Here is a 22,259-nt window from a genome sequence, read left to right as displayed (position 1 = left end):
ACAGAGCAAAAACTGCCGCGCAGTTTCCTGGTCTGTCCTGCAAGGTCTCAATAGCTCTCGAAGCCGGCTTGGCGCAGCAGTTCGGCGGTCTCGAACATCGGGAGGCCCATGATGCCCGAATGCGAGCCGCTGATGTGTTCGATGAAGGCCGCGGCACGGCCCTGGATGCCGTAGGCGCCGGCCTTGCCCAGAGGCTCGCCGCTGGCGACGTAGGCGGCGATGCGCGCCGGACCGACCGCCGCGAAGCGGACATGCGAGACGTTCAAGGCCGCCAGCCGCCGATCGCCATGCTGCAGCGCGATCGCGGTCATCACGCGGTGGGTGCGCCCGGCCAGCGAGGCCAGCATGCGGGCGGCATCGGCAGCGTCCTCCGGCTTGCCGAGGATGGTGCGGCCGATCGCCACCGTGGTGTCGGCGCACAGGATCGGCGCCGGCGGCAGGCCGCGCTCCAGGCGGCGCCGCACGGCGGCATCGAGCTTCAGCGCCGTGACGCGCTGCACGTAGGCGGTCGGCGATTCGCCGGCCAGCACGGCCTCCAGCGACTCGGCATCTTCCTCGGCGGTGGCCAGCAGCAGCTCGTGCCGTACGCCGAGTTGCCCGAGCAACTGGGCGCGGCGCGGGCTTTGCGAGGCCAGATAGATGAACGGTGGCTGAGGACTCATTCGCGGTGGTACGGATGGCCGGCATTGACCGACCACGCGCGATACAGCTGCTCGACGAGCAGCACGCGCGCCATCGCATGCGGCAGGGTGAGGTCGGACAACCGGATGCGCTCGTGCGCAGCCGCCTTGAATGCGGGGTCGAGGCCGTCGGGGCCGCCGATCACCAGCGCCACGTCGTCGCCCTCGCCTTGCCAGGCCGAAAGCCGCGCCGCCAGGGCCTTGGTGGTCAGCGCCGTGCCGCGCTCGTCGAGCGCGACGATTCGCATGCCCTTGGCGATCGCGCCCTCGATGCGCTCGCGCTCGGCCGCATAGAGGGTTTCGAGCGTCTTGGAGCCGCGCGGCTCGGTCTTGACCGCGCGCAGTTCGAGCTTGAGCTCGGGCGGGAAGCGCTTGGCGTAGTCGTCCCAGGCGGTCTGCGCCCAGTCGGGCATGCGTTGCCCGACCGCGACCACCAGCAGTTTCATGACCTCGGCGAGGTCGTCTTGCGTGCGGCCTTCTTCGCTGCCGGCGCGGCCTTCTTGGCGGCAGCCTTCTTGGCCGGCGCCTTGTTGACCACCACGGTCTTCACGGGGGACTTGGCCGCGGTCGTCTTGCGGGCGGCGGTCTTCTTGGCGGCGGGCTTCTGCTTTTCCGCCTTGGCGGCCTGCTCGGCCGAGCGGATCGCTGTCTTGGCGGCACTGGAGCGGCGCAGCGAGGTCGGCACCTTCTTGGCCGCGGGCGCCTTCTCTTCGGAGGCCTGGGCCACGGCCGGCTTGGCGGCACCGAGCTTGGTGCGAACCGGCTTGTCGCCCCAGATCTCTTCGAGGTGGTAGTAGCGCCGGATGGCCGGCTGCATGATGTGGGCCACGGCTGCGCCGCAGTCGACGATGATCCACTCGCCGTTCGCCTCGCCCTCGACCCGCGGCTTGTGGAAGCCGGCATCGCGCACCGCATCCCGCACGCTGGAGGCCAGCGCCTTGGTCTGGCGGTTGGAGGTGCCCGAGGCGACGATCACGCGCTCGAACAGCGGCGACAGATGTTCAGTGTCGAAAACCTGGATGTCCTGCGCCTTGACGTCCTCGAGTCCGTCGACGATGGCCCTCTGGAGTTTCTGGATGTCTTTTTTTGCGGCGGCTTCAGTGGTCATCAGGCGGGTCGGTAGAGGTGGTGTCTGTCAATATAGCGTGCAACCGCCGCCGGAACCAGACCATCGAGGTCCTCGCCACGCGCAGCGCGCGCCCGGATGTCGGTCGCGCTGGTGTCCATCGGCTGGATTTGGAGTTGCTCGAATCGCGCGCCGGACGGCAGGGGTGCCAGCGTTCCGGGATCGAATGGGCCGGAGGGGCCCGTGGGCAGTGCGCGATCAGCTACCGAAATTATAGCGGTCGCGAGAATCTCTTCGTAACCGTGCCAGCGCGGCAGCGAACGCGCCTGGTCGGCGCCCACGATCAGCACCAGTTGCACGCCGGGATGCGCCCGCTGCAACTCGCGCAGCGTGTCGAGCGTGTAGGTCGGCCCGGGGCGCTCGATCTCGCGGGTGTCGACCACGGCGCCTTCGATGCCCTCGAAGGCCAGCCGCGCCATCGCGAGGCGGTCGGCCGCGGCGCTCAACGGACGCGCCTTGTGCCACGCCTGCCCGGTCGGGAAGATGCGCAGCTCGGCCAGATCCAGCTGTGCCAGCGCCGATCGCACCAGGGCCACGTGCGCGTTGTGCGGCGGGTCGAAGGCCCCGCCGAAGACACCGACGCGCAGCGGAGTCAGAGCCATTCGCGCCGGACGATGAAGTCGCTGTAGAGCGCCGCCTCGGGGCTGCCCGGCTCGGGCTGGAGGCGATAGGCCCAGCTGGCCAGCGGCGGCATCGACAGCAGGATCGACTCGGTGCGCCCGCCCGACTGCAGGCCGAAATGCGTGCCGCGGTCCCAGACCAGGTTGAACTCGACGTAGCGGCCGCGGCGGTGGAGCTGGAAGGCCCGCTCGCGCTCGCCGTAGGGCATGTTGCGGCGGCGCTCGACGATCGGCAGGTAGGCCGGCAGGAAGGCATCGCCGACCGAACGCAGCAGCGCGAAGCTCTGGTCGAAGTCCGGCTCGGCGAAGTCGTCGAAGAAGATCCCGCCGACGCCGCGCTGCTCGTTGCGGTGCTTGAGCGTGAAGTAGTCGTCGCACCAGGACTTGAAGCGCGGGTACTTGTCGTCGCCGAAAGGCGCCAGGGCATCGCGGCAGCTGCGGTGGAAATGCACCACGTCCTCCTCGAAGCCGTAGCACGGCGTCAGGTCCATGCCGCCGCCGAACCAGCACACCGGCGCGCCATCGGCCGGCAGCGCGGCGAGCATGCGGACATTCATGTGGACGATCGGCACGTAGGGGTTGCGCGGATGAAAGACCAGCGACACGCCCATCGCCTCGAACGGCGCCCCGGCCAGCTCGGGCCGGTGCTGGGTCGCCGAGGGCGGCAGCCGCGGCCCGCGCACCTGCGAGAAGCCGCAGCCGGCGCGCTCGAACAGCGCGCCGCCTTCGAGGATGCAGGTCAGGCCGCTGCCCTGCAGCGGCTCGCCCGGCGCCTTGTGCCACGGGTCGCGGACGCAGCGCCCGCCGTCGGCGGTCTCGACCGCCTCCACGATGCGCCTCTGCAGCCCGCGCAGGTAGGCGGCCACCGCCTCGGGTCGGCTGTCGTCGGCGGCTGGCATCAGGCCTCGCGGCCGCGCGCCTGGACCGCGCGATGCCCGATGTCCTTGCGGTACTGGGCGCCGTCGAACTGGATCCGCGCCGCCACCGCATAGGCCCGCTGCTGCGCCAGCTTGACACTGTCGGCCAGCACCGTGACGCAGAGCACGCGGCCGCCGCTGGTCGTGAGCTCGCCGCCGTCGAGCGTGGTGCCCGCGTGGAACACCACGGCGTCCGGCGCCTCCGGCGGAATGCCCGTGATGCGGTCGCCCTTGCGCGGCGCCAGCGGATAGCCGTGCGCGGCCATCACGACGCCGAGGGCGACCCGGCGGTCCCACTCGAGCTCAACCTGGTCGAGCGTGCCGTCGGTGGCGTGCCAGAAGACCTCGAACAGATCGGACTTGAGCCGCAGCATGATCGGCTGGGTCTCGGGGTCGCCCATGCGGCAGTTGAACTCGAGCGTCTTGGGGTGGCCCTTGGCGTCGATCATGAGGCCGGCGTAGAGGAAGCCGGTGTAGGGAATGCCGTCCTTCTCCATGCCGCGGATGGTCGGCAGGATGATTTCGCGCATCGCGCGGGCGTGCACCTCGGCCGTCACCACGGGGGCCGGCGAATAGGCGCCCATGCCGCCGGTGTTCGGGCCTTCGTCGCCGTCGAGCAGGCGCTTGTGGTCCTGGCTGGTGGCCAGCGCCGTGACGTTCTGGCCGTCGCACAGCACGATGAAGCTGGCCTCTTCGCCGGTCAGGAACTCCTCGATCACGACGCGCGCCCCGCCCTCGTTGTGCGAGACGCCGAACTTGTTGTCGAGCAGCATGAAGTCGATCGCCTCGTGCGCCTCGGCGGCCGTCATCGCGACCACCACGCCCTTGCCGGCGGCCAGGCCGTCGGCCTTGACCACGATCGGCGCACCCTTGGCGTCGACGTAGGCATGCGCCGCCGCGGCGTCGGTGAAGGCCTCGTATTCGGCGGTCGGGATCGCATGCCGCTTCATGAAGGCCTTCGAGAAGGCCTTCGAGCTTTCGAGCTGCGCCGCGGCCTGGGTCGGACCGAAGATGCGCAGGCCGTGGGCACGGAACTCGTCGACCACGCCAGCCGCCAGCGGCGCTTCGGGGCCGACCACGGTCAGGCCGATCTTTTCCTTCTGGGCCCAGGCCCGCAGGTCAGCCGGCGCCGTGATGTCGACGCATTCGTAGCGCGTATCGGAGCGGGTGCCGCCGTTGCCCGGCGCCACGTAGACCCGGCTGACCCGGTCTGACTGCGCCAGTCGCCACGCCAGGGCGTGCTCGCGGCCGCCGCCTCCAATCACCAGTACCTTCATTCGCGGGCTTTCGTTCGCCAAGCCGTCATTCGGACAGCGCGGCGTTGTGATAGACATCCTGCACGTCGTCCAGGTCTTCCAGGACGTCGAGCAGCTTCTGCATGCGGGCGGCTTCCTCGCCGGCGAGCTCGATGGTGTTCTCGGCCCGCATGGTGACTTCGGCCACCTCGGGCTTCAGGCCGGCGGCCTCGAGCGCGTTCTTGACGGCCTCGAAATCGCCGACCGCGGTCAGCACCTCGATGGCGCCGTCGTCGTCGGTGACGACATCCTCGGCGCCGGCCTCGAGCGCGACTTCCATCACCTTGTCCTCGCTGGTGCCGGGCCCGAACACGAGCTGGCCGCAATGCTTGAACTGGAAGGCCACCGAGCCTTCGGTGCCCATGTTTCCGCCATGCTTGGAAAAGGCATGGCGCACCTCGGCGACGGTGCGCACGCGGTTGTCGGTCATGGTATCGACGATGATCGCGGCGCCGCCGATGCCGTAGCCCTCGTAGCGGATTTCCTCGTAGTTCACACCTTCGAGGTTGCCGGTGGCCTTGTCGATGTTGCGCTTGATCGTGTCGATCGGCAGGTTGACCGCCTTGGCTTTCTCGACCGCCAGCCGGAGCCGCGGGTTGCCGCCCAGGTCGCCGCCGCCGGTGCGCGCGGCGACCATGATTTCACGGATGGCGCGGGTCCAGAGCTTGCCGCGCTTTTCGTCCTGACGGCCCTTCCGGTGCTGAATGTTCGCCCATTTGCTATGTCCGGCCATGGCTCTATCTCTCGCAATCTTGTGTTTTCAAACCAGGCAGCGAGTTTACTGTCCGGCGGACGCAACTGCCGGGACCGTCCGACAGGAGCGCCAGTGCCTTTTGGGGATAATCCGAGCCTGATGCGCGTCTGCGCGACCCTCTTTTCCAGTCTTCCAGCCCACGCGCATGAACAATCCCCCGCCGACCGCCGATCCCGGCTCGCCCGAACCCGCGCAGTGCGACGTGCTCGTCATCGGCGGCGGCCCGGCCGGCGCCACGGCCGCCGCCCTGCTGGCCCGCCAGGGCCGCAGCGTCGTGGTGCTCGAGAAGGCGCACCATCCGCGTTTCCACATCGGTGAATCGCTGCTGCCGGCCAACGTGGCGCTGTTCGACAAGCTCGGCCTGCGCGACGAACTGGAGCGCATCGGCATGCCCAAATGGGGCGTCGAGTTCGTCTCGCCGGACCACGACCACATCACCCGGCTCGAGTTTTCCGAGGCCTGGGACAAGACCATGCCCTATGCCTGGCAGGTACGGCGCTCCGAGATGGACGAGATCCTGTTCCGCCATGCCGCCGCCCAGGGCGCCCAGGCCGTCGAAGGCTGCCGGGTGCGCGAGGTCGCCTTTGACGCCGACGGCGCCGATGTGCTGGCGGTGCTGGACGACGGCGCGCAGCGCCGGTGGCGCGCGCGCTTCGTCGTCGATGCCTCGGGCCGCGACACCTTCCTGTCGAACAAGCTCAAGGCCAAGCAGAAGAACCCGAAGCACAACAGCTCGGCGCTGTTCGGCCACTTCACCAACGCCGAGCGGGCGCCGGGCAAGCTCGAAGGCAACATCACGATCTTCTGGTTCCAGCACGGCTGGTTCTGGTACATCCCGCTGGCCGACGGCAGCACCAGCGTGGGCGCGGTCTGCTGGCCCTACTACCTGAAGTCGCGCAAGAAGCCGCTGAAGGATTTCTTCGCCGACACGATCGCGATGTGCGAGCCGCTGGTGCAGCGCCTGAAAGACGCCGCGCTGGTCGACGACGCGGTCTACGCCACCGGCAACTACTCCTACACCAGCACCCATTGCAGCGGCGAGCGCTACCTGATGCTGGGCGATGCCTATGCCTTCATCGATCCGGTGTTCTCCTCCGGCGTCTACCTGGCGATGCACAGTGCCTTCGTCGGCGCCGAGGTGGTCGCCACGGCGCTCGACCAGCCCGTCCAAGCCGCGGCCGAACGGCGGCGCTTCGAGGCGGAAATGCGCAAGGGTCCGCGGGAGTTCTCGTGGTTCATCTTCCGCGTCACGAACCCGACCATGCGCGAGTTCTTCATGTATCCATCGAACCCCCTGCGCGTCAAGGAGGCGCTGATGTCGCTGCTGGCCGGCGACATCTACGGCAAGACGCCCATCTGGCGCTCGCTGCGCGTCCTCAAGACAATCTACTTCGCGGTCTGCGCCGCGCATCCGCGCCGGACCTGGAACGCCTGGCAGCGCCGCCGGCGCAACATCCGCGATCTCGGGCCGCTCGCCGGCGAAAACATCGTCGAGGCCCAGTGACCGCACGACTCCCCCTGACCACCCCGCCCCTGCGCGTGCAGCGCCTCAGCCTGGCGCAGGGCCTGGCCCTCGCCGCCGACAGCCCGGCACTGTTCGGCGCATTGGGCTACGGCACGCCCGACGGGCTCGCCTGGATGCCGACCGTGAACGCCCGCGTGCTGACCAACGGCCCCCCGATGGCCGATGTCTGGCATGCCAGCGAACACATCGAGTCCGGCACCACCGGCGTGGTGCGCTGGCGCTGCGACGGCCACTGGATGCTCGGCGCCATCGACCTCGACGAGAACGTGGAGCGCAGCGGCGTCGCCGCCCTGGCCGAGCGCGCCTATCGCGATCTCTTCGCCGCGCTGGAAGCCACCGGCTGCGCCCACCTGCTGCGGATCTGGAACTACCTGCCGCAGATCAACGGCGACGGCGGCGGACTGGAGCGCTACCGGCAGTTCAATGCCGGCCGGCAGCAGGCCTTCGTCGACGCCGGCCAGGCGGCCTTCGACGGCGCTCCGGCGGCCTGCGCGCTGGGCATCCACCAGGGCGCGCTGAGCATCCGCTTCCTCGCCGGCCGCACGGCCCCGCTGGCGGTCGAGAACCCGCGCCAGGTCTCCGCCTACCGCTACCCGCCGGCCTACGGGCCCCGCGCACCGACCTTCTCGCGCGCGGCGCTGGCCGAGATCGGCGGCGGCGACGTCGCGCTCTTCATCTCGGGCACGGCCAGCATCGTCGGCCACGAGACCGTGCACGTGGGCCAGCTGCTGCCGCAGCTCGAGGAGACGCTGCGCAACCTCGCCGCCGTGATCGCGGCCGCCAACGCGCGCACCAGCGCCGTCTTCGATCTGTCGGCGCTCGACTGCGTGGTCTACGTGCGCCATGCCGCCGATGCGCCCCTGGTGCGTCAGGCGCTCGAAGCGGCGCTGGGCCCGGCGGCGCACACGGTGAGCCACGCGGTCTACCTCGAAGCCGATATCTGCCGCCAGGACCTGCTGGTGGAGATCGAGGCCCATGCGGTGGCACGCGGCGCCCTGCTCCCCTGATGGGTCGAGGCCATCGATGAACCGGCTGCTTCGTCTGGGACTGTCGATCCCGTTCGCGCTGCCGCTGTATGCGCTGCTGGTGCTGCTCGGTGCCATCTCGCTGCCATGGAACATCGCCGCGATGCTGCTCTACCCGGTGCTGCCGGTGGCCACCGGGCGCGCGCTCGGCCGCCGCGCCATCGCCTTCGCCTACCGCTTCTTCTGGGCCGCCGCTTCGCTGAGCGGCATGATGCGCATCGACGCCGATTGCCTCGACGCCCTGCGCGACGAACGCGGCCTGATCCTGGTGGCCAACCATCCGACGATGCTCGACGCGTTGCTGCTGGTGGCCCGCCTGCCGCGGAGCGCGTGCATCATGAAGGCCGACCTGATGCGCAACATCTTCCTGGGCGCGGGCGCCCGGCTGGCGCGCTACATCCGCAACGACTCGGCGCGCACGATGGTGCGGCTGGCGGTCGACGACCTGCGCAACGGCGGCCAGCTGGTGATCTTTCCCGAAGGCACGCGCACCGTCACGCCCCCGCTCAACAGCTTCCGGCCGGGCGTCACGCTGATCGCCAAGCTCGCGCAGGCGCCGATCCAGACCGTGTTCATCGACACCGACTCGCCTTACCTGGGCAAGGGCTGGCCCTTGTGGCGGGTGCCGCCGCTGCCGATCGTGTTCCGCCTGAGCCTGGGCCAGCGTTTCGCGCCCTCGCAGGACAGCAACGCGCTGCTGCAGCAGATCGAACTCTATTACCGCCAATCCATGGAACAGCGCGCCCCCGACGCGCAGCCCGCATGCCAGACGTCTCGCGCACCCACCTTGTCCTGATCCCCAGCTACAACACAGGAGAACGCCTGTTCTCGACGGTCAAGGCGGCACGTGCGCAATGGAACCCGGTGTGGGTGGTGATCGACGGCAGCACCGACGGCACCGGCGAGCGGCTGCAGCGAATGGCCGCGGAAGACCCGGGGCTGCGCGTGCGGGTGTTGCCGCACAACCAGGGCAAGGGTGCCGCCGTGCTGCATGGCTTGCGCGAGGCGCAGCAGGCCGGCTACACCCACGCACTGACCATGGACTCCGACGGCCAGCATCCGGCCGACCTGATCCCGACGTTCATGCAGGCCTCGCAGGCGCGGCCCGAGACGATGGTGCTCGGCCGTCCGGTCTTCGATGCCAGCGCCCCGCTGCTGCGGGTGCGCGGGCGCAGGGTCTCGAACGGCTGGACGCAGCTGGAGACGCTGTTTGCGGGCGTGGGCGATTCGCTCTACGGCTTTCGCGTGTACCCGGTGGCGGACCTGATCGCGGTCATGGCGCGGCAGCCATGGATGCGCCGCTTCGACTTCGACACCGAAGCGGTGGTCCGGCTGGCCTGGCGCGGCGTCAAGCCGGTCAACATCGATGCGCCGGTGAAGTACCTCACGGCGGAAGAAGGCGGCGTGTCGCACTTCCGCTATGGGCGGGACAACCTGCTGCTGACCTGGATGCACACGCGGCTGATGGTGGAGTTCGTGCTGCGGCTGCCGGGGTTGATGATTCGCAAGCTGCGGGGGGTGGCGCCGTTTCAGGCGTAAGCTTGCTTGCTCGCTTGAGCGGGGCGGCGAATGGCGGGGGCGGCGGCGGCAGGCGGTATGCCCCGGGCCGGCCGACGTCACCGGCCGCTTCGCGGCTTCCCTGCGCTGCTCGCGACAGGCGGGGTCCGCGCAAACTCGCTCCGCTGCGCTCCACTCAAACACGCGCGGCCCTGATCCGCCTGCCGCTCCGCTGCTCGGCGGTGCCTCAACGGCCAGCCCGGGGCATACCGCCCGCCACCGCTGACACGTCGGGGTTGCATCGGCGTTGGAGACGACACGGATCTTTGATCACCCCCTGAGCCCGGCCCGCACCGCGTGCCGGGCGCCCGTCCCAATGGGCCAAGGCCAACCTCTAAATCATCCCGCCGTTGATCGAGATCACCTGCCCCGTGATGTAGGCCGCCTCGTCGCTCGCCAGGAACCCGGCCAACGATGCGACCTCATCCGGCGTCCCGGCCCGCTTCGCAGGCACCATCTGGTTGATCATCGCCGCGTCGAACACGCCATCCGCCATCGGCGAGGCGATGATCCCCGGCGCGATCGCATTCACAGTCACCCCACGCGCCGCCACTTCGAGCGACAAGGCCTTGGTCGCACTGTTGAGCGCACCCTTGGCCGCCGCATAGTTGACCTGCCCGCGATTGCCGGTCAATGAGGCCACCGAAGAGATGTTGATGATGCGCCCCCAGCGCGTGCGCAGCATCGGCAGCAGCAGCGGCTGCGTGACGCGGAAGAAGCCGTTGAGCGAGACGTCGATCACCTTGTGCCACTGCTCGGGCCGCATGCCCGGCAACACGGCGTCGTCGTGGACGCCGGCATTGTTGACGATGACTTGCACCGGTCCGCCCTCGAGCAGGCGCTGGCAGGCCGCCTGCGCGGCGTCGTCGCTGCGCAGGTCGAAGACCACGCACTCGGCCTTGCCGCCGGCGGCCGCGATGGTGGCGGCAAGCTGCTCCACCGACTCCGGCCGCGAGTTGGCGTGCAGCAGCACGGTGGCGCCGTCGCGCGCCAGTCGCTGCGCAATGGCGGCGCCCAGGGCGCCGCTGGCGCCGGTGATCAGGGCGCGTTTTCCGATGAGACTCATGCGTTGGTTTCCATGGCAAGCGGGGTGTTCAGGACGACGACCGCCCGGCCCTCGGCCAGCGGCCGCCCGGTGGCGTCAGTGACTGCGAATTGATAGAGGACCTGGCTCTGATCGCCGGTGAGCCGCTGCGCGTGCACCTGCAGTTCGCCCGCGATGTCGTCGATGCGGGCCACGCTCAGGCGCACATTTCGCGCACTCGCCAGGAACCCGGCGGAGGGCTCGCTGCCCTCCGCCGCCAGCAGGCCGCCGTGCAGCGCCATGGCCTGCGCCGCATACTCGATCAGGTTCGGCGACAGCAGGCCGGAGGCGGTGCGCAGCGGGTTGTCCGGATGCGCATGCGAGGCGGTCGTGCAGTGGATGGATTCGGCGTCCCATGCGGCGAGACGGTCGAGCAGGCACATGCTGCCGCTGTGCGGAATGCGCCGCGCAATGCCGCCGCGGTCGAGGGTCTGGGGTGCGGTCATTCGGCTTCCTTGATATCAGCCACCAGCAGCACGTTGGCAAAGGGCGTGCCTGCGCTCATCGGGATGCTGTGGACCTTGAATCCGAGCCGCTCCAGCAGCAGCATCCAGTCGTCGAGCGGCCGGCCCCAGGTCGGCGACGCGCGGTGGCCGCGGATCCGGGTCACGGTGCGGTCGACCCACTGACTGATCGCAAAGCCGCGCCGGCTGGCGGCATCGCCGACCCGCAGCAGGAGACGTCCGCCGGGCTGCAGGGCGTCGCGCACGCGGCGCAGCACGCCCTCCTGGGCGTCGAGGTCGACGTAGTGCAGCACATCGAGGATCACGACCAGGTCGCTGGGCGGCAAGGCGGCCCGGCACATGTCGGCGCAGACGAACTCCGGCGCCGGCTGCAGGTGGCCGATCGACGCCTGGGCGCGCGCCACGTCCTTCGGCATCAGCTCGATGCCGGTGTAGCGGATCGCGGCCGGCGCTGCGCTCCAGGTGGCGGGCCATGCACCCGGGCGCGACTGCAGCGTGCCGAGGGCCGACAGCAGGCTCGCGAACAGTCCCTGCCCGCAGCCGATGTCGACCACCCGGCGGCGATGCGCGCCGATCAGGCCGCGCTCGACCAGGCCACGGAAGACCGGGTCGCGGCCCAGTTTGCCGCGCGCGAAATGCCAGGCGAACTTGCCGGCCTTGCGGTACGGCGCGCTCGCGTGCTCGTGGATCTGACGCCACGCGGCGTCGGTGGAAACCGGGTTCATCGTTCAGCCAGGGCCTCGGGCAGGGTCACGGCACGCAGGCCGTCGGATCGGATTCTGGCCAGCAGCGACGGCAGCACCTCCAGGACGACCGCGCGGCCGCCCTCGGTGCGCGCGGCATGCCCGTCGTGCAGCAGCAATATGTCGCCGGCCTTCAGGCCCTTCTCGAGTCGCGCCAGCACGATCACGGGATCGCCCTCGCGGGTGTCGAAGCCGCGCCGCGTCCAGCTCACCAGCGACAGGCCCAGCCGGTGCAGCACCGGCGCCAGGAAAGGGTTGCGCAACCCGGCCGGAGCCCGGAAGCAGCTCGCCCGCTCGCCCGTGACCTCGAACAGCAGGGCCTGGGCGCGCGCGATCTCGGCCTCGAAACCGCGCGGCCCCAGGAGCGAGAAGTCGTGGCGGTGCCCCGCCGTGTGGTTCTGGATGCTGTGGCCGCGGGCGACGATCTCGCGCGCCAGCGCCGGATGCGCGGCCACCCGCTCCGCGATGCAAAAGAAGGTGGCGCGCTGGCCGTGGGCGTCCAGCAGGTCGAGCACCTGGGGCGTGACCTCCGGGTCGGGCCCGTCGTCGATCGTGAGCGCGATCTCGTGGCGCGCCGCGGCGGCGGCGGGCAGCCGCGTCATGTTCGGCCCCAGCAGGCTGCTGCGCGGAGTCAGCCCGGCGGCGGTGATCAGCACATGGTTCAACACCACCGCGGCAATGGCCCAGGGCAGCGCACCGGGCACCGTCACCGCGGCCCCGAGGGCGAGCAGGTGCCAGCCGATGCTGGCGCGCACCAGCGGCGGCCACGACCAGCGGGTCGCGGAAGGAGGAGCAGGAACGACGGCAGCCATGGGGGTCGATTTTCCCATCAGCGCGGGCCGGTCCCGGAAGGAGCGGCGGTGCGCGCGAAGGCCGCCGACAACAGCAGTGCCAGCAAGGCGCCGGGCGCCACCACCCGGCCGATCGAGGACAGCGCCGGAATGTCGGAGATCGCGATCAGCCCGAACGACACCACGGTCGTCAGGTTGGCCAGCATCAGCGAGGCCAGGGTGTCCTCGTCGGCCCGGCCGGTCTCGCGCAGCTGGTCGAAGAACAGCGCGTAGTTCGACCCCACCGCCACGATCAGCAGCAGGCCGACCAGGTGCAGGATGCCCAGCGGCACGTGCAAGGCCGCCATGCCGCCGAGGGTCAGCACCACGGCGACCACCAGCGGCAGGCAGACAGCCAGCAGGCGGCGCCCCGAGCGCAGCCAGGCGGCCAGCAGCACCACCACCGCGAGAGCACCCAGCATCACCTGGACGAACGCATCGCGCAGATAGCGCTTGTAGAGCCCGGACAGTTCGTCGCCGACATTGACCACCTGCACGTCGGGCAGGCCGTCGAGCGCGGCCGCCAGTCGGGCGGGGTCGAAGCTGGCGCCCGGGTGCAGCGAGATCAGCGTCGACCAGCCGCCGGCGGTGCGCTCGAACATCAGTGCTCCGACCACCGCGTCGAGCGGCGTGCCCGCCAGGTCGGCGCGCCGGATCATGGGCAGCGCCCGGGCGGCCTGCACGTCGGCGATGAAGGGCTCGAGGCGCGCAGCCGGCAGCGGCAGGCCCTGCGTCGCTTCGGCCAGGCGGCTGCGCAAGGTCGCGGCGTCCGGCAGGCTGGCGATGCGCGCCGCCTGCGACGCCTCGCTCGGCAGCACGCGGGTGACGGTCTCGAAGCCCGACAGATCGCCCTTGTCGACCAGCGCCTCGAGACGCTGGCCGGCCGCCTCGGTGCTGCGCAGCGTGGCCTGCATGTCGCTGCCATGGACCACGACCAGGGTGCCGCCGTCGCTGGCGCCGACGTCTTCGCGCAGTTCGGCGTCGAGCGATTGCATCGCCTTCGGCACCGGGCTCATCGCCCCGAGGTTGGCGCGCCAGAGATAGCCGCCCTGCCACAGCACCAGCGCCAGTGCCGCCACGCCGAGGCCCGAGAGCAGCCAGCGCAGGCGCGGCAGTCCGCGCACGAGGAAGCCTGCCAGCTGGGCCATCTGGCGCCGCATGCCCATGCCGGTGGCGCCGTCGGGGGCCAGCACCGGCAGCACGAAGCGCGCGACCAGCGCCGCCGCGACCAGGCCGGCGATCGAGAACACGCCGAGCTGCGCCAGCCCCGGGAAGCCCGAGAACACCAGCGCCGCGAAGCCGCAGACCGAGGTCAGCAGCCCGAGCCGCACCGTGGGCCAATGGATGTCGCGCCAGCGCTGCCAGCCGGTGCCGGCGACGGCGGCGCCGCGGGCCTGGATCAGGTAGTAGATCGCGTAGTCGACGGTTTCGCCGATCAGCGTGCTGCCGAAGCCCATCGTCAGGCCGTGCACTTCGCCGAAGACCAGGCTCACCGCCGCGGTGCCGCCGACCACGCCGGTGGCGACCGGCAGCAGCGCGATCACCAGCGCCCGCGGCGAGGCGAAGGCCAGCAGCAGCAAGGCGCCCATGACGATGCCGCCGACCACCGCCAGGTGGATCGCCTCGCCCTTGATCTGGTCGCGGCTCTGGACCGAGAACACGGGCGCGCCTGTCATCTCGAGGCTCGGACCGTCGCCGGCCATCTCGCGCGTGGCCTCGTCGAAGGCGCCCTGCACGCGCGCGATCGCCAGGGCGATGGCGTCGAGGTCGCCGCCGGCAGCATGCGTGGTGGCGAGGATCAGCGCCCGCGGCGCGGTGCGCGACACCCAGACGCCCTCCTCGCTGCGCGGCGAGCTGGCGGGAATCAGGCCTTCGGCGATGCGCTGGGTCTCGCCGGTGGGATCGCGGTCGAGCAGCGGCTTGAGCGCGTTGCCGGCCGGCGTGCCGAGCATCGACAGGCTGTCGAGGATCGCGTCGCGCAGCCCGGCGGCACTGAAGCGCTCGGGCGTCAGCCCGGCCGCCAGCAGGTAGCGGTGGTCGAAGACCCAGGTGCCGGTGTCCTTCCAGTCGCTGGTGTCGCCGTTCTGGACCAGGTCGAATAGCCGGCTGTCGCGCATCGCACGCGCGACCGCGCGCGACACCACCGCCCGCTGCGCCGCGTCCCGCCCGCCCTCGATGCCGATGAAGATCGTGCGCGAGGCGATGCCGCTCTGCAGCTGCTCGATCAGGATCTGCTGCCGCGCGTCGGGGCTGGCCGGCAGGAAGGCCGACAGGTCGGCGCTGAAATGGGTGCGCGCGATCAGCGTGGCACCGGCCAGCAGCGCCAGCAGCCAGAGACCCAGGGTCAACGCGACACGGCGGCGACCGGGCGCGGCAGCGGCTCGGGTCACGGGGTGGTGCGCGCCGATGCCGCGGAGGGGGCGGACGGAACGGCCGCCGTGCCGGCGCCGCGTTCGGGCGTGATCGCCATCACCGAGCGGTCGCCGCCGATGAACTCCATGTCGATGCCCAGCACCTCGCCGCCGCGTCCGCTCAGGCGCATCGAGCGCACCTGGGCCGCCAGCCGCGGGTCGATCGGCTCCAGGTCCAGGCGCCAGCCGGTGGCCGAGCCGGAGAGCGTGCTGCGAAAGTAGCGCTGCAGGCTCTGGCCGTTGCCGCTCAGCGTGCCGCGCATGGCCTCGACCATGCCGAGCAGCTCGGGCATGCTGTCCAGGGCCAGCGTGCGCGTGCGGCCGCCGCGCGACAGGGTCAGCGTATTGCCCTCGACGCTCATCGTCTCCGGCCGCGGCGACAGCGTGCGGCGGACCAGGCGGTCGGGGGCCGTGAAACTCAGCACGCCGCTGGCGTCCAGCGGGCCTTCCAGGCCCCGCACGAAGCGCTGCTCGGTGAAGCGGGCCTCGCCGCTCTTCTGCTGCGCCAGCAGGCCCATCAGCTCGGGCAGGTCGAAAGCCCAGGCTGACGAGGCGAAAAGCCAGGACAGCATCAGCGCGGCCAGCGCCCTGCCCCAGCGTTCAATGCGGATCTTCGAGCCAGAAATCATGAAAGTTGAACCAGTTGTACGGGTAGGCGCGACACAGCGCCTCGAGCCGGGCCACGTAGGCTTCGAGCGCCGCGCGGATGCGCCGTTCCCGTTCGGCCGGGTCGCTCGCGCGCTCGCTGAAATCGGCCAGCGGCTCGAACAGCACATCGTAGCGGGCGCCGCCCACGTAGAGGCCGGCCATGAAGAAGACCTTGCGGCGCAGCAAGGCGGCGAGCCGGAACGGCCCGTCGTTGAACAGCGCCGGTCGGCCGAGAAAAGGCACCTCGATGCTGCTGCCGCGCTGCTGGCCCGCCTCCTCGGGCCCGGCCAGGGTGCGGTCGGCCAGCAAGCCGGCGAGGCCCCCGGAATCGAGCCAGTCGCGCAGGTCCAGCATCGAATGCGGCCGCCCGAGCGCGATCATGTGCGGCCGCAGCTCGGGCAGGCTGATGGCGTTGAGCACCGCGTTGATCTGCTGCGCGTTGTCGGGGTACATCACCATCGCGGGCCGCAGGTCGGCCGGCGCACCGGCGCGGTGCTTGCACGCGCCCAGCGCCTCGAAGCTGCCGACATGGGCGCCGAGCATGAAGGCGCCGCGGCCGGCGTTGACCTCGACTTCGACCGGCGCATTGCCGAAGACCCGGATGTCGAACAGGTCCATCCGCCCGCGCAGGAAATAGAGCCGGTCGAGCACGGTGGAGGCGAAGGCGTGCAGCAGGCGATAGCCGTCGGCCCAGCCGGCCTTGGGACCGATCGCGCGGAACAGGTAGCGCTTGATGTGGCGCCGCGGGGTCGGCGAGAACAGCAGGAAGTAGAGCGAGATCGGATGCAGGATCAGCCGCGTCAACGGCCGCCCGCACAGGATCGCGATGGCGCAGATGACGCGCAGCGCGAGCATGTTGCTGCGCTCGGGCGCGCGCGACCAGTCGGCTTGGCGCGACTTCGCATCGCCCGGCTCGGGCGGCGTTGCGCTCATAGCGTAGCGCCAGGCACCCAGCGTCCGCTGACCGCCACCACCGTGCCGCTGCGGACCTCGAAGCGCAGGCCCCGGGCGGCGCCGGTCTCGGGCACCAGGTCGATCACCAGCGTGCTGCCCGGGCGCACCGGCGCCAGGAACTTGGCCGCGGCCAGGGTCGGCTCGGTGCCGAGGCGCGCGGCCAGTGCGGGCACGCCGTGCACCGCTTCCAGAACCTCGGCCAGCAGCAAGGCGCCCGGCATCAGCGGCTGGCCCGGAAAGTGGCCGGCAAAGGCCGGGTGGTCCGCGGCCACTTCGCGCGTGACCTGCACCGGCGTGCCGTCGGCGGCCAGCTGGGCCAGCGCGAACTCGCGCAGCGAGCGCGCCGTGAGCTTGCCCGTGCCCTCGCGCGGGAAGGCCGCCACGTGCACCACCCGGCGCGGCACGAAGACCGCCTCGATCCGTTCGCGCAGGGCCGCGATGATCGCCGCGGCATCGAGCCCGGGCGCGACCACGAAGGCCACCGGCCGCACCACGCCGTCCGCCACGTCGTCCGGCAGCCAGAAGGCGCCGTCGACCACGCCCGGGATGCTGTTCAGGTGATGGTTCAGGTAGCCCAGCGAACTGCGCCGCCCGGCCACGTGGATCAGGTCGTTGGCCCGGCCGAGCAGCCGGAAGCGCCGGTCGTCGACCAGTTCCAGGATGTCGGCCATCGGCGTCGGCTCGGGAATGAAATCACCCGAGAAGATGAAGCGCTCTACGCCGGCCGCGTCATGCTCGGCCTGGACCCGGATCTCGCCGAAGGTCTCCCAGACTTCGCTCTGGGTCGGCCGGCGGGTCGCGACCTGGCCCGATTCGGTACTGCCGTAGATCTCGATCAGCGCGCCGCCCATCGCCTGCTCGGCCTGGGCCGCCAACTGGGGCGACAAGGGGGCCGTGGCCGACAGGATCAGGTCGACCGGCGGCAGCGCGATGCCGGACAGCAGCAGCGTCTTGAGGTGGAACGGCGTCGTCACGAGCGCCCGCGGCTGCGGCACCGAGACCAGCGCCTCGGCCACGTCGGCGGGAAAGAACGGCCGTCCGCTGTCGAAGGCGGCGCCGCCCAGCAGCGCGAGCAGCACCGAGGACTCGATGCCGTAGCTGTGCTGGACCGGCACGGTGGCGACCAGCGTCAGCCCGGCCAGCGACGGCCGTCCGAGCAGGCCGGCCAGGCGGCCGACCGCGGCCTGGACATCGCCGAACAGCGTGCCCCAGGTCTTGGAATGCGGCTGCGGTGCGCCGGTCGAACCCGAGGTCAGCAGGCTCACCGCATGCATGCCGGCGGCGAAGGACGGCAGCGGCGGCTCCGGGCCATCGACCGTCGGCGCACGGTCTTCGACCTGCACCCGCGGCAGGCCGGGGGTCTCGAGCGCCGGGTCGTCGATCACCGCATAGGCGGGGTCGCCGATCTCGTGCAGCCGCGCCAGCGTGTCGGGGCGCGCATCCGGGGGCAGCAGGCTGGCTTCGCCGCGCACCAGGGCCGCGGCCAGCGCGACCGCGAAGGCGTAGCGGTCGACGCACAGGTTCACGACCGGACCACCCGGCAGCAGCGCCGGCGCGAAGCGGGCGACATCGGCCAGGAACTCGCGCGCGCTCACCGGGGTGCCGGCGCGCCAGGCCAGGGGTTGGTCGAGGTCGCGCTGCGTCAGCAGCGGCAGGAAGGTGTCGGGACTCAAGGGATTCGCCAGGTTCAGTGCCGCGCGGAGGGGTCCGCCGGCGCACCATAGAAGGCGCGCACCGCGTCGATCATGCGGGTGCGCTCGAATTCGGGATGCAGCCGGTAGCGCATCAGGTGCTCGCCGACGAACAGGCCGGCCACCAGCAGCGGCGTCAGCAGGTTGGCCAGCACCGACCAGGCCGCGAACGACAGGCTCGCGTAGACCGCGATCGACGCCACCACCATCAAGGCGAAGTACAGCGTCCAGACCCGCGTGACCTGGGCGGTGTAGATGCGCATCGCCGGCGACAGCGGATGCACGCGCTGGGCGAACTGGCCGATCAGCGACAGCCGGTCGCCCCGCAGCGTGCTGCCGAACCAGCCGCAGAGCAAGGCGTTGATGCCGGCATGCTGCAGCACATAGAGACGATTCGGGTCACCGGCCTCACCCAGCAGCACCAGCGCGAAGCCCGCTACCCCGGCCAGGCCGGCCAGCGCCAGCCCCCAGCGGCCGAAGCGGCTGCCTGCGAGACCGAGCGCGGTGAGCCACAGCGGGCCCAGCAAGACCACGACGGCCCAGGGCTCGGCCGCGTGATAGAGCATCATCCAGTGCGACACGCAGGCATAGCTCACCCCCGCCAGCAGCAGGAGCGCCATGCGCCATCGGGACATGGATCAGGACGTGCCGCGGTGCGCCGCGACATGCGCGGCCAGGCTGCGCAGCGATTCGAAGATCTGCTGGTTGCGCTCGTCGTCCGAGCGCAGCTGGAAGCCGTACTTGCGCGACACCTCCAACGCGACTTCCAGGATGTCGATCGAATCGAGCCCGAGGCCTTCGCCGTACAGCGGTGCGGTCGGCACGATGTCGGCCGGGGCCACTTCCAGGTTGAGCGACTCGACCAGGAGGACAGCCAATTCATTCTCGAGGGGTGACTGTTCGGAGGCGTCGCCAGCGGCGGGAACGGGGGATTGGGCAGTCGATGACAAAGGAGAACTCCGGGTCTTGGGGAATTGTCGCAAAGAGATACGCGAAGACGCCTTCGGTCACACCGGAGGAAGCTTCGCATGGGGTCGCGATTATAGGAGGCCGGCTTCGCTAGACTGGGCCCCTTCGAACGACCGGAAAACCCCATGGCCGACCCTCTCCTCATCGCCCGCCACGGCAGCATCGAATGCACCCTGCTCCCGGGGCTGGCCAATCGACACGGCCTGATCACCGGCGCCACCGGCACCGGCAAGACCGTCACGCTCCAGACCATCGCCGAAAAGCTGTCGTCGATCGGGGTGCCGGTGTTCATGGCCGACGTCAAGGGCGACCTCACCGGCGCCAGCCAGGCCGGCAGCATCGGCGCCAAGATGGCGGGCATCCTGAAAGAGCGCGGGCTCGACCTGCCGACGCCCCTCGCCTGCCCGGTCACGCTGTGGGACGTCTTCGGCGAGCAGGGCCATCCGGTACGCGCCACGGTGTCCGACATGGGCCCGCTGCTGCTGGGCCGGATGCTCAACCTGAACGAGACCCAGTCGGGCGTGCTGAACCTGGTGTTCAAGATCGCCGACGACAACGGCCTGCTGCTGCTCGACCTCAAGGACCTGCGGGCGATGCTGCAGCACGTGGGCGAGAACGCCAGCCAGTTCACGACCGAATACGGCAACATCAGCGCCGCCAGCGTGGGCGCGATCCAGCGCGGCCTGCTCGCGATCGAGAGCCAGGGCGGCGACAAGTTCTTCGGCGAGCCGATGCTCAACATCGCCGACTTCATGCAGTCGGTGGATGGCAAGGGCGTGATCAACATCCTGGCGGCCGACAAGCTCATGAACTCGCCGCGGCTCTACGCCACCTTCCTGCTGTGGATGCTGTCGGAACTGTTCGAACAGCTGCCCGAGATCGGCGACCCCGAGCAGCCCAAGCTGGCGTTCTTCTTCGACGAGGCCCACCTGCTGTTCAACGAGGCACCCAAGGCCCTGGTCGAGCGGATCGAACTGGTGGTGCGGCTGGTGCGCTCCAAGGGCGTGGGCGTGTTCTTCGTCACGCAGAACCCGCTGGACATCCCGGATTCGGTCCTGGCCCAGCTCGGCAACCGGGTGCAGCATGCCTTGCGGGCGTTCACGCCGCGCGACCAGAAGGCGGTGAAGGCGACCGCCACCACGATGCGCCAGAAGCCGGGGCTGGACATCGAGGCGGCGATCACCGAGCTCGCGGTCGGCGAGGCGCTGGTGAGCTTCCTCGACGACAAGGGCCGCCCGAGCGTCACCGAACGCGTCTTCGTGCTGCCGCCGGGCAGCCAGATCGGCCCGATCACGCCGGCCCAGCGGCAGGCCCTGATCGCCAATTCGCTGGTGGCGGGCGTCTACGAGAAAGCCGTCGACCGCGAGTCGGCCTACGAGAAGCTCAAGGGCCGCGCCGCGACCGCGCCCGATGCGCCCGCCACCGCCGGCAAGCCCGGCGCGCCGGCGGCGCCGGAGTCGGGCGGTGTCATGGGCAGCCTCAACGAGTTGCTGTTCGGCTCCACCGGGCCACGCGGCGGCAAGCACGACGGCCTGGCGCAGACCATGGCGAAATCGGCCGTGCGGACCATGGGCACGACGGTGGGGCGCGAGATCCTGCGCGGGGTGCTGGGCGGGATCTTCGGCTCGAAGACCAGGCGATAGCCTGCGGCCAGCTCACCAGCGCAGCAGCCGGGGCCCGATCAGGGCGCCGGCGACCACCGGCAGCGCGATGCCCGCCACGTACCAGACCGCGATGTACGGCGCCGCCAGCTCCGGGCAATGGAGGGCGTAGACCATCGCCCCGGCGCCGCCGGCCAGCGCGCCGGCCGCCGCGCCGGCCAGCGCCGGCCGGGTCGGCGCGAGGCCCTTGAGCGCCCACAGCAGGGCCGCGAACATCGGCAGCGACACCACGGCGATGTCGATGGCGCAGCTGCGCCAGGTGTGCCCCATGACCAGCGCCGCGCGCTCTTCGACCGGCGCGGAGAGCAACGCCACCAGGGCCAGCAGCCAGATCAGCAGCACCGGCGCCGCCAGCCCCAGCCACGCGCCCCGAACCCGCACGCCCGGACGCGCCAGCCGCTGCACCACCACGAACGCTGCCAGGGCGATGCCGGCGCCGAACAGCAGGCGAACCCAGAACATCGGCCAGAACATGGCCTCGATCAGGTCGCGCCGCACGCCGTAGGCCATCAGCATCCAGGCCGCCGAGACCGGCAGTGCGATCGCCAGCGCCACCCCCAGCCGGCGCGACACCGCGCGCCGGCGCACCGGGGCGGCATCCGCCGCCAGCAGGGCGACCAGTTGGTCGGTTCTCATCGGCTCCCCCTGATCTTCTGCGCCAGCGCCTTCAGTCCGCGGTGAACGCCCACCTTGACCGCCGATTCCGACATGCCGGTCAGGCGCGCGGTCTCGGCGACCGACAGCCCTTCGAGCCGGGTGTGGACGATCGGCAGCCGATGGCGGTCCGGCAGCGTCGCCAGCAGGCCCGCCAGGTCGCGCCGCGCATCGCTGGCCTCGGTGGCCGACTCGGCGAACACGGCGAGGTCGTCGTCCAGCGGGTCGTGCAGCGCCTCGCGACCGGCCCGCGCCCGCAGCAGGTCGATCATCTTGTAGCGCGCGATCGCATGCACCCAGGCGGTCAGGGGCTGGTCGGGCTGGTAGGTGTGGCGCTGGTTGTGCATGGCGAGAAGACATTCCTGGACCAGGTCCTCGACCTCGTCGGGCCAGCCGAACAGTCGCCGGGCCAGGAAGGCGCGAAGGTGCGAGGCAAGCTGCTCCAGGAAGCTGCGATAGGCGGCCGCGTCGCCGGCGAGCCCGCGCACGAACAACCCGTGCAGCCGCAACTCCGCTTCGCTTTTCGCCATCGGGCTTCTCTCTGACATTCGGGCAACGGCCGCGGCCGGTTACAGGCGCAGCCAAAAAAAGAAGACCGCCGGATTGTGCCGTGACGGCAAGCACGAACCGCGAGGCCCCGGGTTTACGGCA

Annotated in this window: 24 protein-coding genes; 5 read left to right on the top strand and 19 right to left on the bottom strand. The window is 70.7% G+C overall.

Features of this window, described 5'->3' with window-relative positions:
• Positions 1-47: 47 nt before the first annotated feature.
• The 7 genes from AC1DF3_RS00305 to AC1DF3_RS00275 are packed head-to-tail and all read right to left on the bottom strand — an operon-like array spanning position 48 to position 5,371.
• Positions 48-662 (bottom strand): Maf family protein, encoded by a 615-nt coding sequence (locus AC1DF3_RS00305; RefSeq protein ID WP_478138506.1) that lies wholly within the window; start codon positions 660-662, stop codon positions 48-50.
• On the bottom strand, positions 659-1,126 hold the full coding sequence (gene rlmH / locus AC1DF3_RS00300; protein ID WP_286609558.1) for a 23S rRNA (pseudouridine(1915)-N(3))-methyltransferase RlmH: 468 nt from the start codon (positions 1,124-1,126) through the stop codon (positions 659-661). The genes AC1DF3_RS00305 and rlmH overlap by 4 nt, the downstream gene beginning before the upstream one ends.
• Positions 1,123-1,788 (bottom strand): ribosome silencing factor, encoded by a 666-nt coding sequence (rsfS, locus tag AC1DF3_RS00295; protein WP_286529147.1) that lies wholly within the window; start codon positions 1,786-1,788, stop codon positions 1,123-1,125. Before rsfS ends, rlmH begins: the two co-directional genes overlap by 4 nt.
• Positions 1,788-2,408 carry a nicotinate (nicotinamide) nucleotide adenylyltransferase gene (nadD, locus tag AC1DF3_RS00290; protein WP_286531787.1) on the bottom strand — a complete coding sequence of 207 codons (621 nt, stop codon included), beginning with the start codon at positions 2,406-2,408 and terminating at the stop codon, positions 1,788-1,790. Before nadD ends, rsfS begins: the two co-directional genes overlap by 1 nt.
• Positions 2,399-3,325, bottom strand: coding sequence for an oxygen-dependent coproporphyrinogen oxidase (gene hemF / locus AC1DF3_RS00285; RefSeq protein ID WP_478138505.1), 927 nt, complete (start codon positions 3,323-3,325; stop codon positions 2,399-2,401). Before hemF ends, nadD begins: the two co-directional genes overlap by 10 nt.
• Positions 3,325-4,620 carry a phosphoribosylamine--glycine ligase gene (gene purD / locus AC1DF3_RS00280; RefSeq protein ID WP_286531785.1) on the bottom strand — a complete coding sequence of 432 codons (1,296 nt, stop codon included), beginning with the start codon at positions 4,618-4,620 and terminating at the stop codon, positions 3,325-3,327. The genes hemF and purD overlap by 1 nt, the downstream gene beginning before the upstream one ends.
• 25 nt (positions 4,621-4,645) lie before the next feature.
• Positions 4,646-5,371 carry a YebC/PmpR family DNA-binding transcriptional regulator gene (locus tag AC1DF3_RS00275; RefSeq protein WP_286531784.1) on the bottom strand — a complete coding sequence of 242 codons (726 nt, stop codon included), beginning with the start codon at positions 5,369-5,371 and terminating at the stop codon, positions 4,646-4,648.
• A 166-nt stretch (positions 5,372-5,537) separates the two neighbouring features.
• Here AC1DF3_RS00275 and AC1DF3_RS00270 point away from each other — a divergent pair, with 166 nt between their 5' ends.
• The 4 genes from AC1DF3_RS00270 to AC1DF3_RS00255 are packed head-to-tail and all read left to right on the top strand — an operon-like array spanning position 5,538 to position 9,481.
• The gene (locus AC1DF3_RS00270) at positions 5,538-6,896 is read left to right on the top strand and encodes an NAD(P)/FAD-dependent oxidoreductase (protein WP_478138504.1); all 1,359 of its coding nucleotides are present in this window, start codon (positions 5,538-5,540) and stop codon (positions 6,894-6,896) included.
• Positions 6,893-7,924 (top strand): chorismate transformation FkbO/Hyg5 family protein, encoded by a 1,032-nt coding sequence (locus tag AC1DF3_RS00265; protein WP_286531782.1) that lies wholly within the window; start codon positions 6,893-6,895, stop codon positions 7,922-7,924. Before AC1DF3_RS00270 ends, AC1DF3_RS00265 begins: the two co-directional genes overlap by 4 nt.
• A gap of 16 nt (positions 7,925-7,940) precedes the next feature.
• On the top strand, positions 7,941-8,738 hold the full coding sequence (locus tag AC1DF3_RS00260; protein ID WP_286529154.1) for a lysophospholipid acyltransferase family protein: 798 nt from the start codon (positions 7,941-7,943) through the stop codon (positions 8,736-8,738).
• Positions 8,705-9,481 carry a glycosyltransferase family 2 protein gene (locus AC1DF3_RS00255; protein WP_286531781.1) on the top strand — a complete coding sequence of 259 codons (777 nt, stop codon included), beginning with the start codon at positions 8,705-8,707 and terminating at the stop codon, positions 9,479-9,481. The genes AC1DF3_RS00260 and AC1DF3_RS00255 overlap by 34 nt, the downstream gene beginning before the upstream one ends.
• Before the next feature lie 352 nt (positions 9,482-9,833).
• Here the strand turns inward: AC1DF3_RS00255 and fabG are convergent, their stop codons facing one another.
• Genes fabG through AC1DF3_RS00205 form a run of 10 tightly spaced genes read right to left on the bottom strand, consistent with a single transcriptional unit; the run spans position 9,834 to position 19,274 of the window.
• Positions 9,834-10,565 carry a 3-oxoacyl-ACP reductase FabG gene (gene fabG / locus AC1DF3_RS00250; protein WP_286531780.1) on the bottom strand — a complete coding sequence of 244 codons (732 nt, stop codon included), beginning with the start codon at positions 10,563-10,565 and terminating at the stop codon, positions 9,834-9,836.
• Entirely contained in the window at positions 10,562-11,029 is a 468-nt protein-coding gene (locus AC1DF3_RS00245) for a hotdog family protein (protein WP_478138503.1), read from the bottom strand. The genes fabG and AC1DF3_RS00245 overlap by 4 nt, the downstream gene beginning before the upstream one ends.
• Positions 11,026-11,772, bottom strand: a complete 747-nt coding sequence (locus AC1DF3_RS00240) for a class I SAM-dependent methyltransferase (protein WP_286531778.1) — start codon at positions 11,770-11,772, stop codon at positions 11,026-11,028. The genes AC1DF3_RS00245 and AC1DF3_RS00240 overlap by 4 nt, the downstream gene beginning before the upstream one ends.
• Entirely contained in the window at positions 11,769-12,620 is an 852-nt protein-coding gene (locus tag AC1DF3_RS00235; protein WP_478138502.1) for a polysaccharide deacetylase family protein, read from the bottom strand. Before AC1DF3_RS00235 ends, AC1DF3_RS00240 begins: the two co-directional genes overlap by 4 nt.
• Complete coding sequence (locus AC1DF3_RS00230; RefSeq protein ID WP_286531776.1) at positions 12,620-15,010, bottom strand: MMPL family transporter; 2,391 nt, start codon at positions 15,008-15,010, stop codon at positions 12,620-12,622. The genes AC1DF3_RS00235 and AC1DF3_RS00230 overlap by 1 nt, the downstream gene beginning before the upstream one ends.
• Positions 15,007-15,660, bottom strand: coding sequence for a LolA-related protein (locus AC1DF3_RS00225; RefSeq protein ID WP_301812122.1), 654 nt, complete (start codon positions 15,658-15,660; stop codon positions 15,007-15,009). The genes AC1DF3_RS00230 and AC1DF3_RS00225 overlap by 4 nt, the downstream gene beginning before the upstream one ends.
• Positions 15,632-16,612 carry an acyl-CoA synthetase gene (locus tag AC1DF3_RS00220; RefSeq protein ID WP_478138501.1) on the bottom strand — a complete coding sequence of 327 codons (981 nt, stop codon included), beginning with the start codon at positions 16,610-16,612 and terminating at the stop codon, positions 15,632-15,634. The genes AC1DF3_RS00225 and AC1DF3_RS00220 overlap by 29 nt, the downstream gene beginning before the upstream one ends.
• Entirely contained in the window at positions 16,609-18,306 is a 1,698-nt protein-coding gene (locus tag AC1DF3_RS00215) for an AMP-binding protein (protein WP_478138500.1), read from the bottom strand. Before AC1DF3_RS00215 ends, AC1DF3_RS00220 begins: the two co-directional genes overlap by 4 nt.
• A gap of 14 nt (positions 18,307-18,320) precedes the next feature.
• The gene (locus tag AC1DF3_RS00210) at positions 18,321-18,959 is read right to left on the bottom strand and encodes a COG4648 family protein (RefSeq protein ID WP_286531772.1); all 639 of its coding nucleotides are present in this window, start codon (positions 18,957-18,959) and stop codon (positions 18,321-18,323) included.
• Between the two features lie 3 nt (positions 18,960-18,962).
• Positions 18,963-19,274, bottom strand: a complete 312-nt coding sequence (locus AC1DF3_RS00205) for a phosphopantetheine-binding protein (protein WP_286504364.1) — start codon at positions 19,272-19,274, stop codon at positions 18,963-18,965.
• A gap of 144 nt (positions 19,275-19,418) precedes the next feature.
• Here AC1DF3_RS00205 and AC1DF3_RS00200 point away from each other — a divergent pair, with 144 nt between their 5' ends.
• Positions 19,419-20,936, top strand: coding sequence for a helicase HerA-like domain-containing protein (locus AC1DF3_RS00200; protein WP_478138499.1), 1,518 nt, complete (start codon positions 19,419-19,421; stop codon positions 20,934-20,936).
• Between the two features lie 12 nt (positions 20,937-20,948).
• On the opposite strand, the gene AC1DF3_RS00195 is transcribed toward AC1DF3_RS00200, so the two are convergent.
• Together AC1DF3_RS00195 and AC1DF3_RS00190 are read right to left on the bottom strand one after the other, a co-directional pair.
• The gene (locus AC1DF3_RS00195) at positions 20,949-21,590 is read right to left on the bottom strand and encodes a DUF1109 domain-containing protein (protein WP_286531770.1); all 642 of its coding nucleotides are present in this window, start codon (positions 21,588-21,590) and stop codon (positions 20,949-20,951) included.
• A complete protein-coding gene (locus AC1DF3_RS00190) occupies positions 21,587-22,138 on the bottom strand; it encodes a sigma-70 family RNA polymerase sigma factor (protein ID WP_286531769.1) in 552 nt (183 codons plus the stop codon). The genes AC1DF3_RS00195 and AC1DF3_RS00190 overlap by 4 nt, the downstream gene beginning before the upstream one ends.
• Positions 22,139-22,259 lie beyond the last annotated feature (121 nt).

It is taken from the genome of Variovorax sp. 10N432 (genome assembly GCF_056394465.1).
This window is presented reverse-complemented; position numbering and strand designations above follow the sequence as displayed.

What these genes read in the sequence shown, in the direction of transcription:
- AC1DF3_RS00305 (WP_478138506.1), bottom strand. Translation starts at nt 662, where the DNA reads ATGAGTCCTCAGCCACCGTTCATCTATCTGGCCTCGCAAAGCCCGCGC.
- rlmH (WP_286609558.1), bottom strand. Translation starts at nt 1,126, where the DNA reads ATGAAACTGCTGGTGGTCGCGGTCGGGCAACGCATGCCCGACTGGGCG.
- rsfS (WP_286529147.1), bottom strand. Translation starts at nt 1,788, where the DNA reads ATGACCACTGAAGCCGCCGCAAAAAAAGACATCCAGAAACTCCAGAGG.
- nadD (WP_286531787.1), bottom strand. Translation starts at nt 2,408, where the DNA reads ATGGCTCTGACTCCGCTGCGCGTCGGTGTCTTCGGCGGGGCCTTCGAC.
- hemF (WP_478138505.1), bottom strand. Translation starts at nt 3,325, where the DNA reads ATGCCAGCCGCCGACGACAGCCGACCCGAGGCGGTGGCCGCCTACCTG.
- purD (WP_286531785.1), bottom strand. Translation starts at nt 4,620, where the DNA reads ATGAAGGTACTGGTGATTGGAGGCGGCGGCCGCGAGCACGCCCTGGCG.
- AC1DF3_RS00275 (WP_286531784.1), bottom strand. Translation starts at nt 5,371, where the DNA reads ATGGCCGGACATAGCAAATGGGCGAACATTCAGCACCGGAAGGGCCGT.
- AC1DF3_RS00270 (WP_478138504.1), top strand. Translation starts at nt 5,538, where the DNA reads ATGAACAATCCCCCGCCGACCGCCGATCCCGGCTCGCCCGAACCCGCG.
- AC1DF3_RS00260 (WP_286529154.1), top strand. Translation starts at nt 7,941, where the DNA reads ATGAACCGGCTGCTTCGTCTGGGACTGTCGATCCCGTTCGCGCTGCCG.
- AC1DF3_RS00255 (WP_286531781.1), top strand. Translation starts at nt 8,705, where the DNA reads ATGCCAGACGTCTCGCGCACCCACCTTGTCCTGATCCCCAGCTACAAC.
- fabG (WP_286531780.1), bottom strand. Translation starts at nt 10,565, where the DNA reads ATGAGTCTCATCGGAAAACGCGCCCTGATCACCGGCGCCAGCGGCGCC.
- AC1DF3_RS00245 (WP_478138503.1), bottom strand. Translation starts at nt 11,029, where the DNA reads ATGACCGCACCCCAGACCCTCGACCGCGGCGGCATTGCGCGGCGCATT.
- AC1DF3_RS00240 (WP_286531778.1), bottom strand. Translation starts at nt 11,772, where the DNA reads ATGAACCCGGTTTCCACCGACGCCGCGTGGCGTCAGATCCACGAGCAC.
- AC1DF3_RS00235 (WP_478138502.1), bottom strand. Translation starts at nt 12,620, where the DNA reads ATGGGAAAATCGACCCCCATGGCTGCCGTCGTTCCTGCTCCTCCTTCC.
- AC1DF3_RS00225 (WP_301812122.1), bottom strand. Translation starts at nt 15,660, where the DNA reads ATGATTTCTGGCTCGAAGATCCGCATTGAACGCTGGGGCAGGGCGCTG.
- AC1DF3_RS00220 (WP_478138501.1), bottom strand. Translation starts at nt 16,612, where the DNA reads ATGAGCGCAACGCCGCCCGAGCCGGGCGATGCGAAGTCGCGCCAAGCC.
- AC1DF3_RS00210 (WP_286531772.1), bottom strand. Translation starts at nt 18,959, where the DNA reads ATGTCCCGATGGCGCATGGCGCTCCTGCTGCTGGCGGGGGTGAGCTAT.
- AC1DF3_RS00200 (WP_478138499.1), top strand. Translation starts at nt 19,419, where the DNA reads ATGGCCGACCCTCTCCTCATCGCCCGCCACGGCAGCATCGAATGCACC.
- AC1DF3_RS00195 (WP_286531770.1), bottom strand. Translation starts at nt 21,590, where the DNA reads ATGAGAACCGACCAACTGGTCGCCCTGCTGGCGGCGGATGCCGCCCCG.
- AC1DF3_RS00190 (WP_286531769.1), bottom strand. Translation starts at nt 22,138, where the DNA reads ATGGCGAAAAGCGAAGCGGAGTTGCGGCTGCACGGGTTGTTCGTGCGC.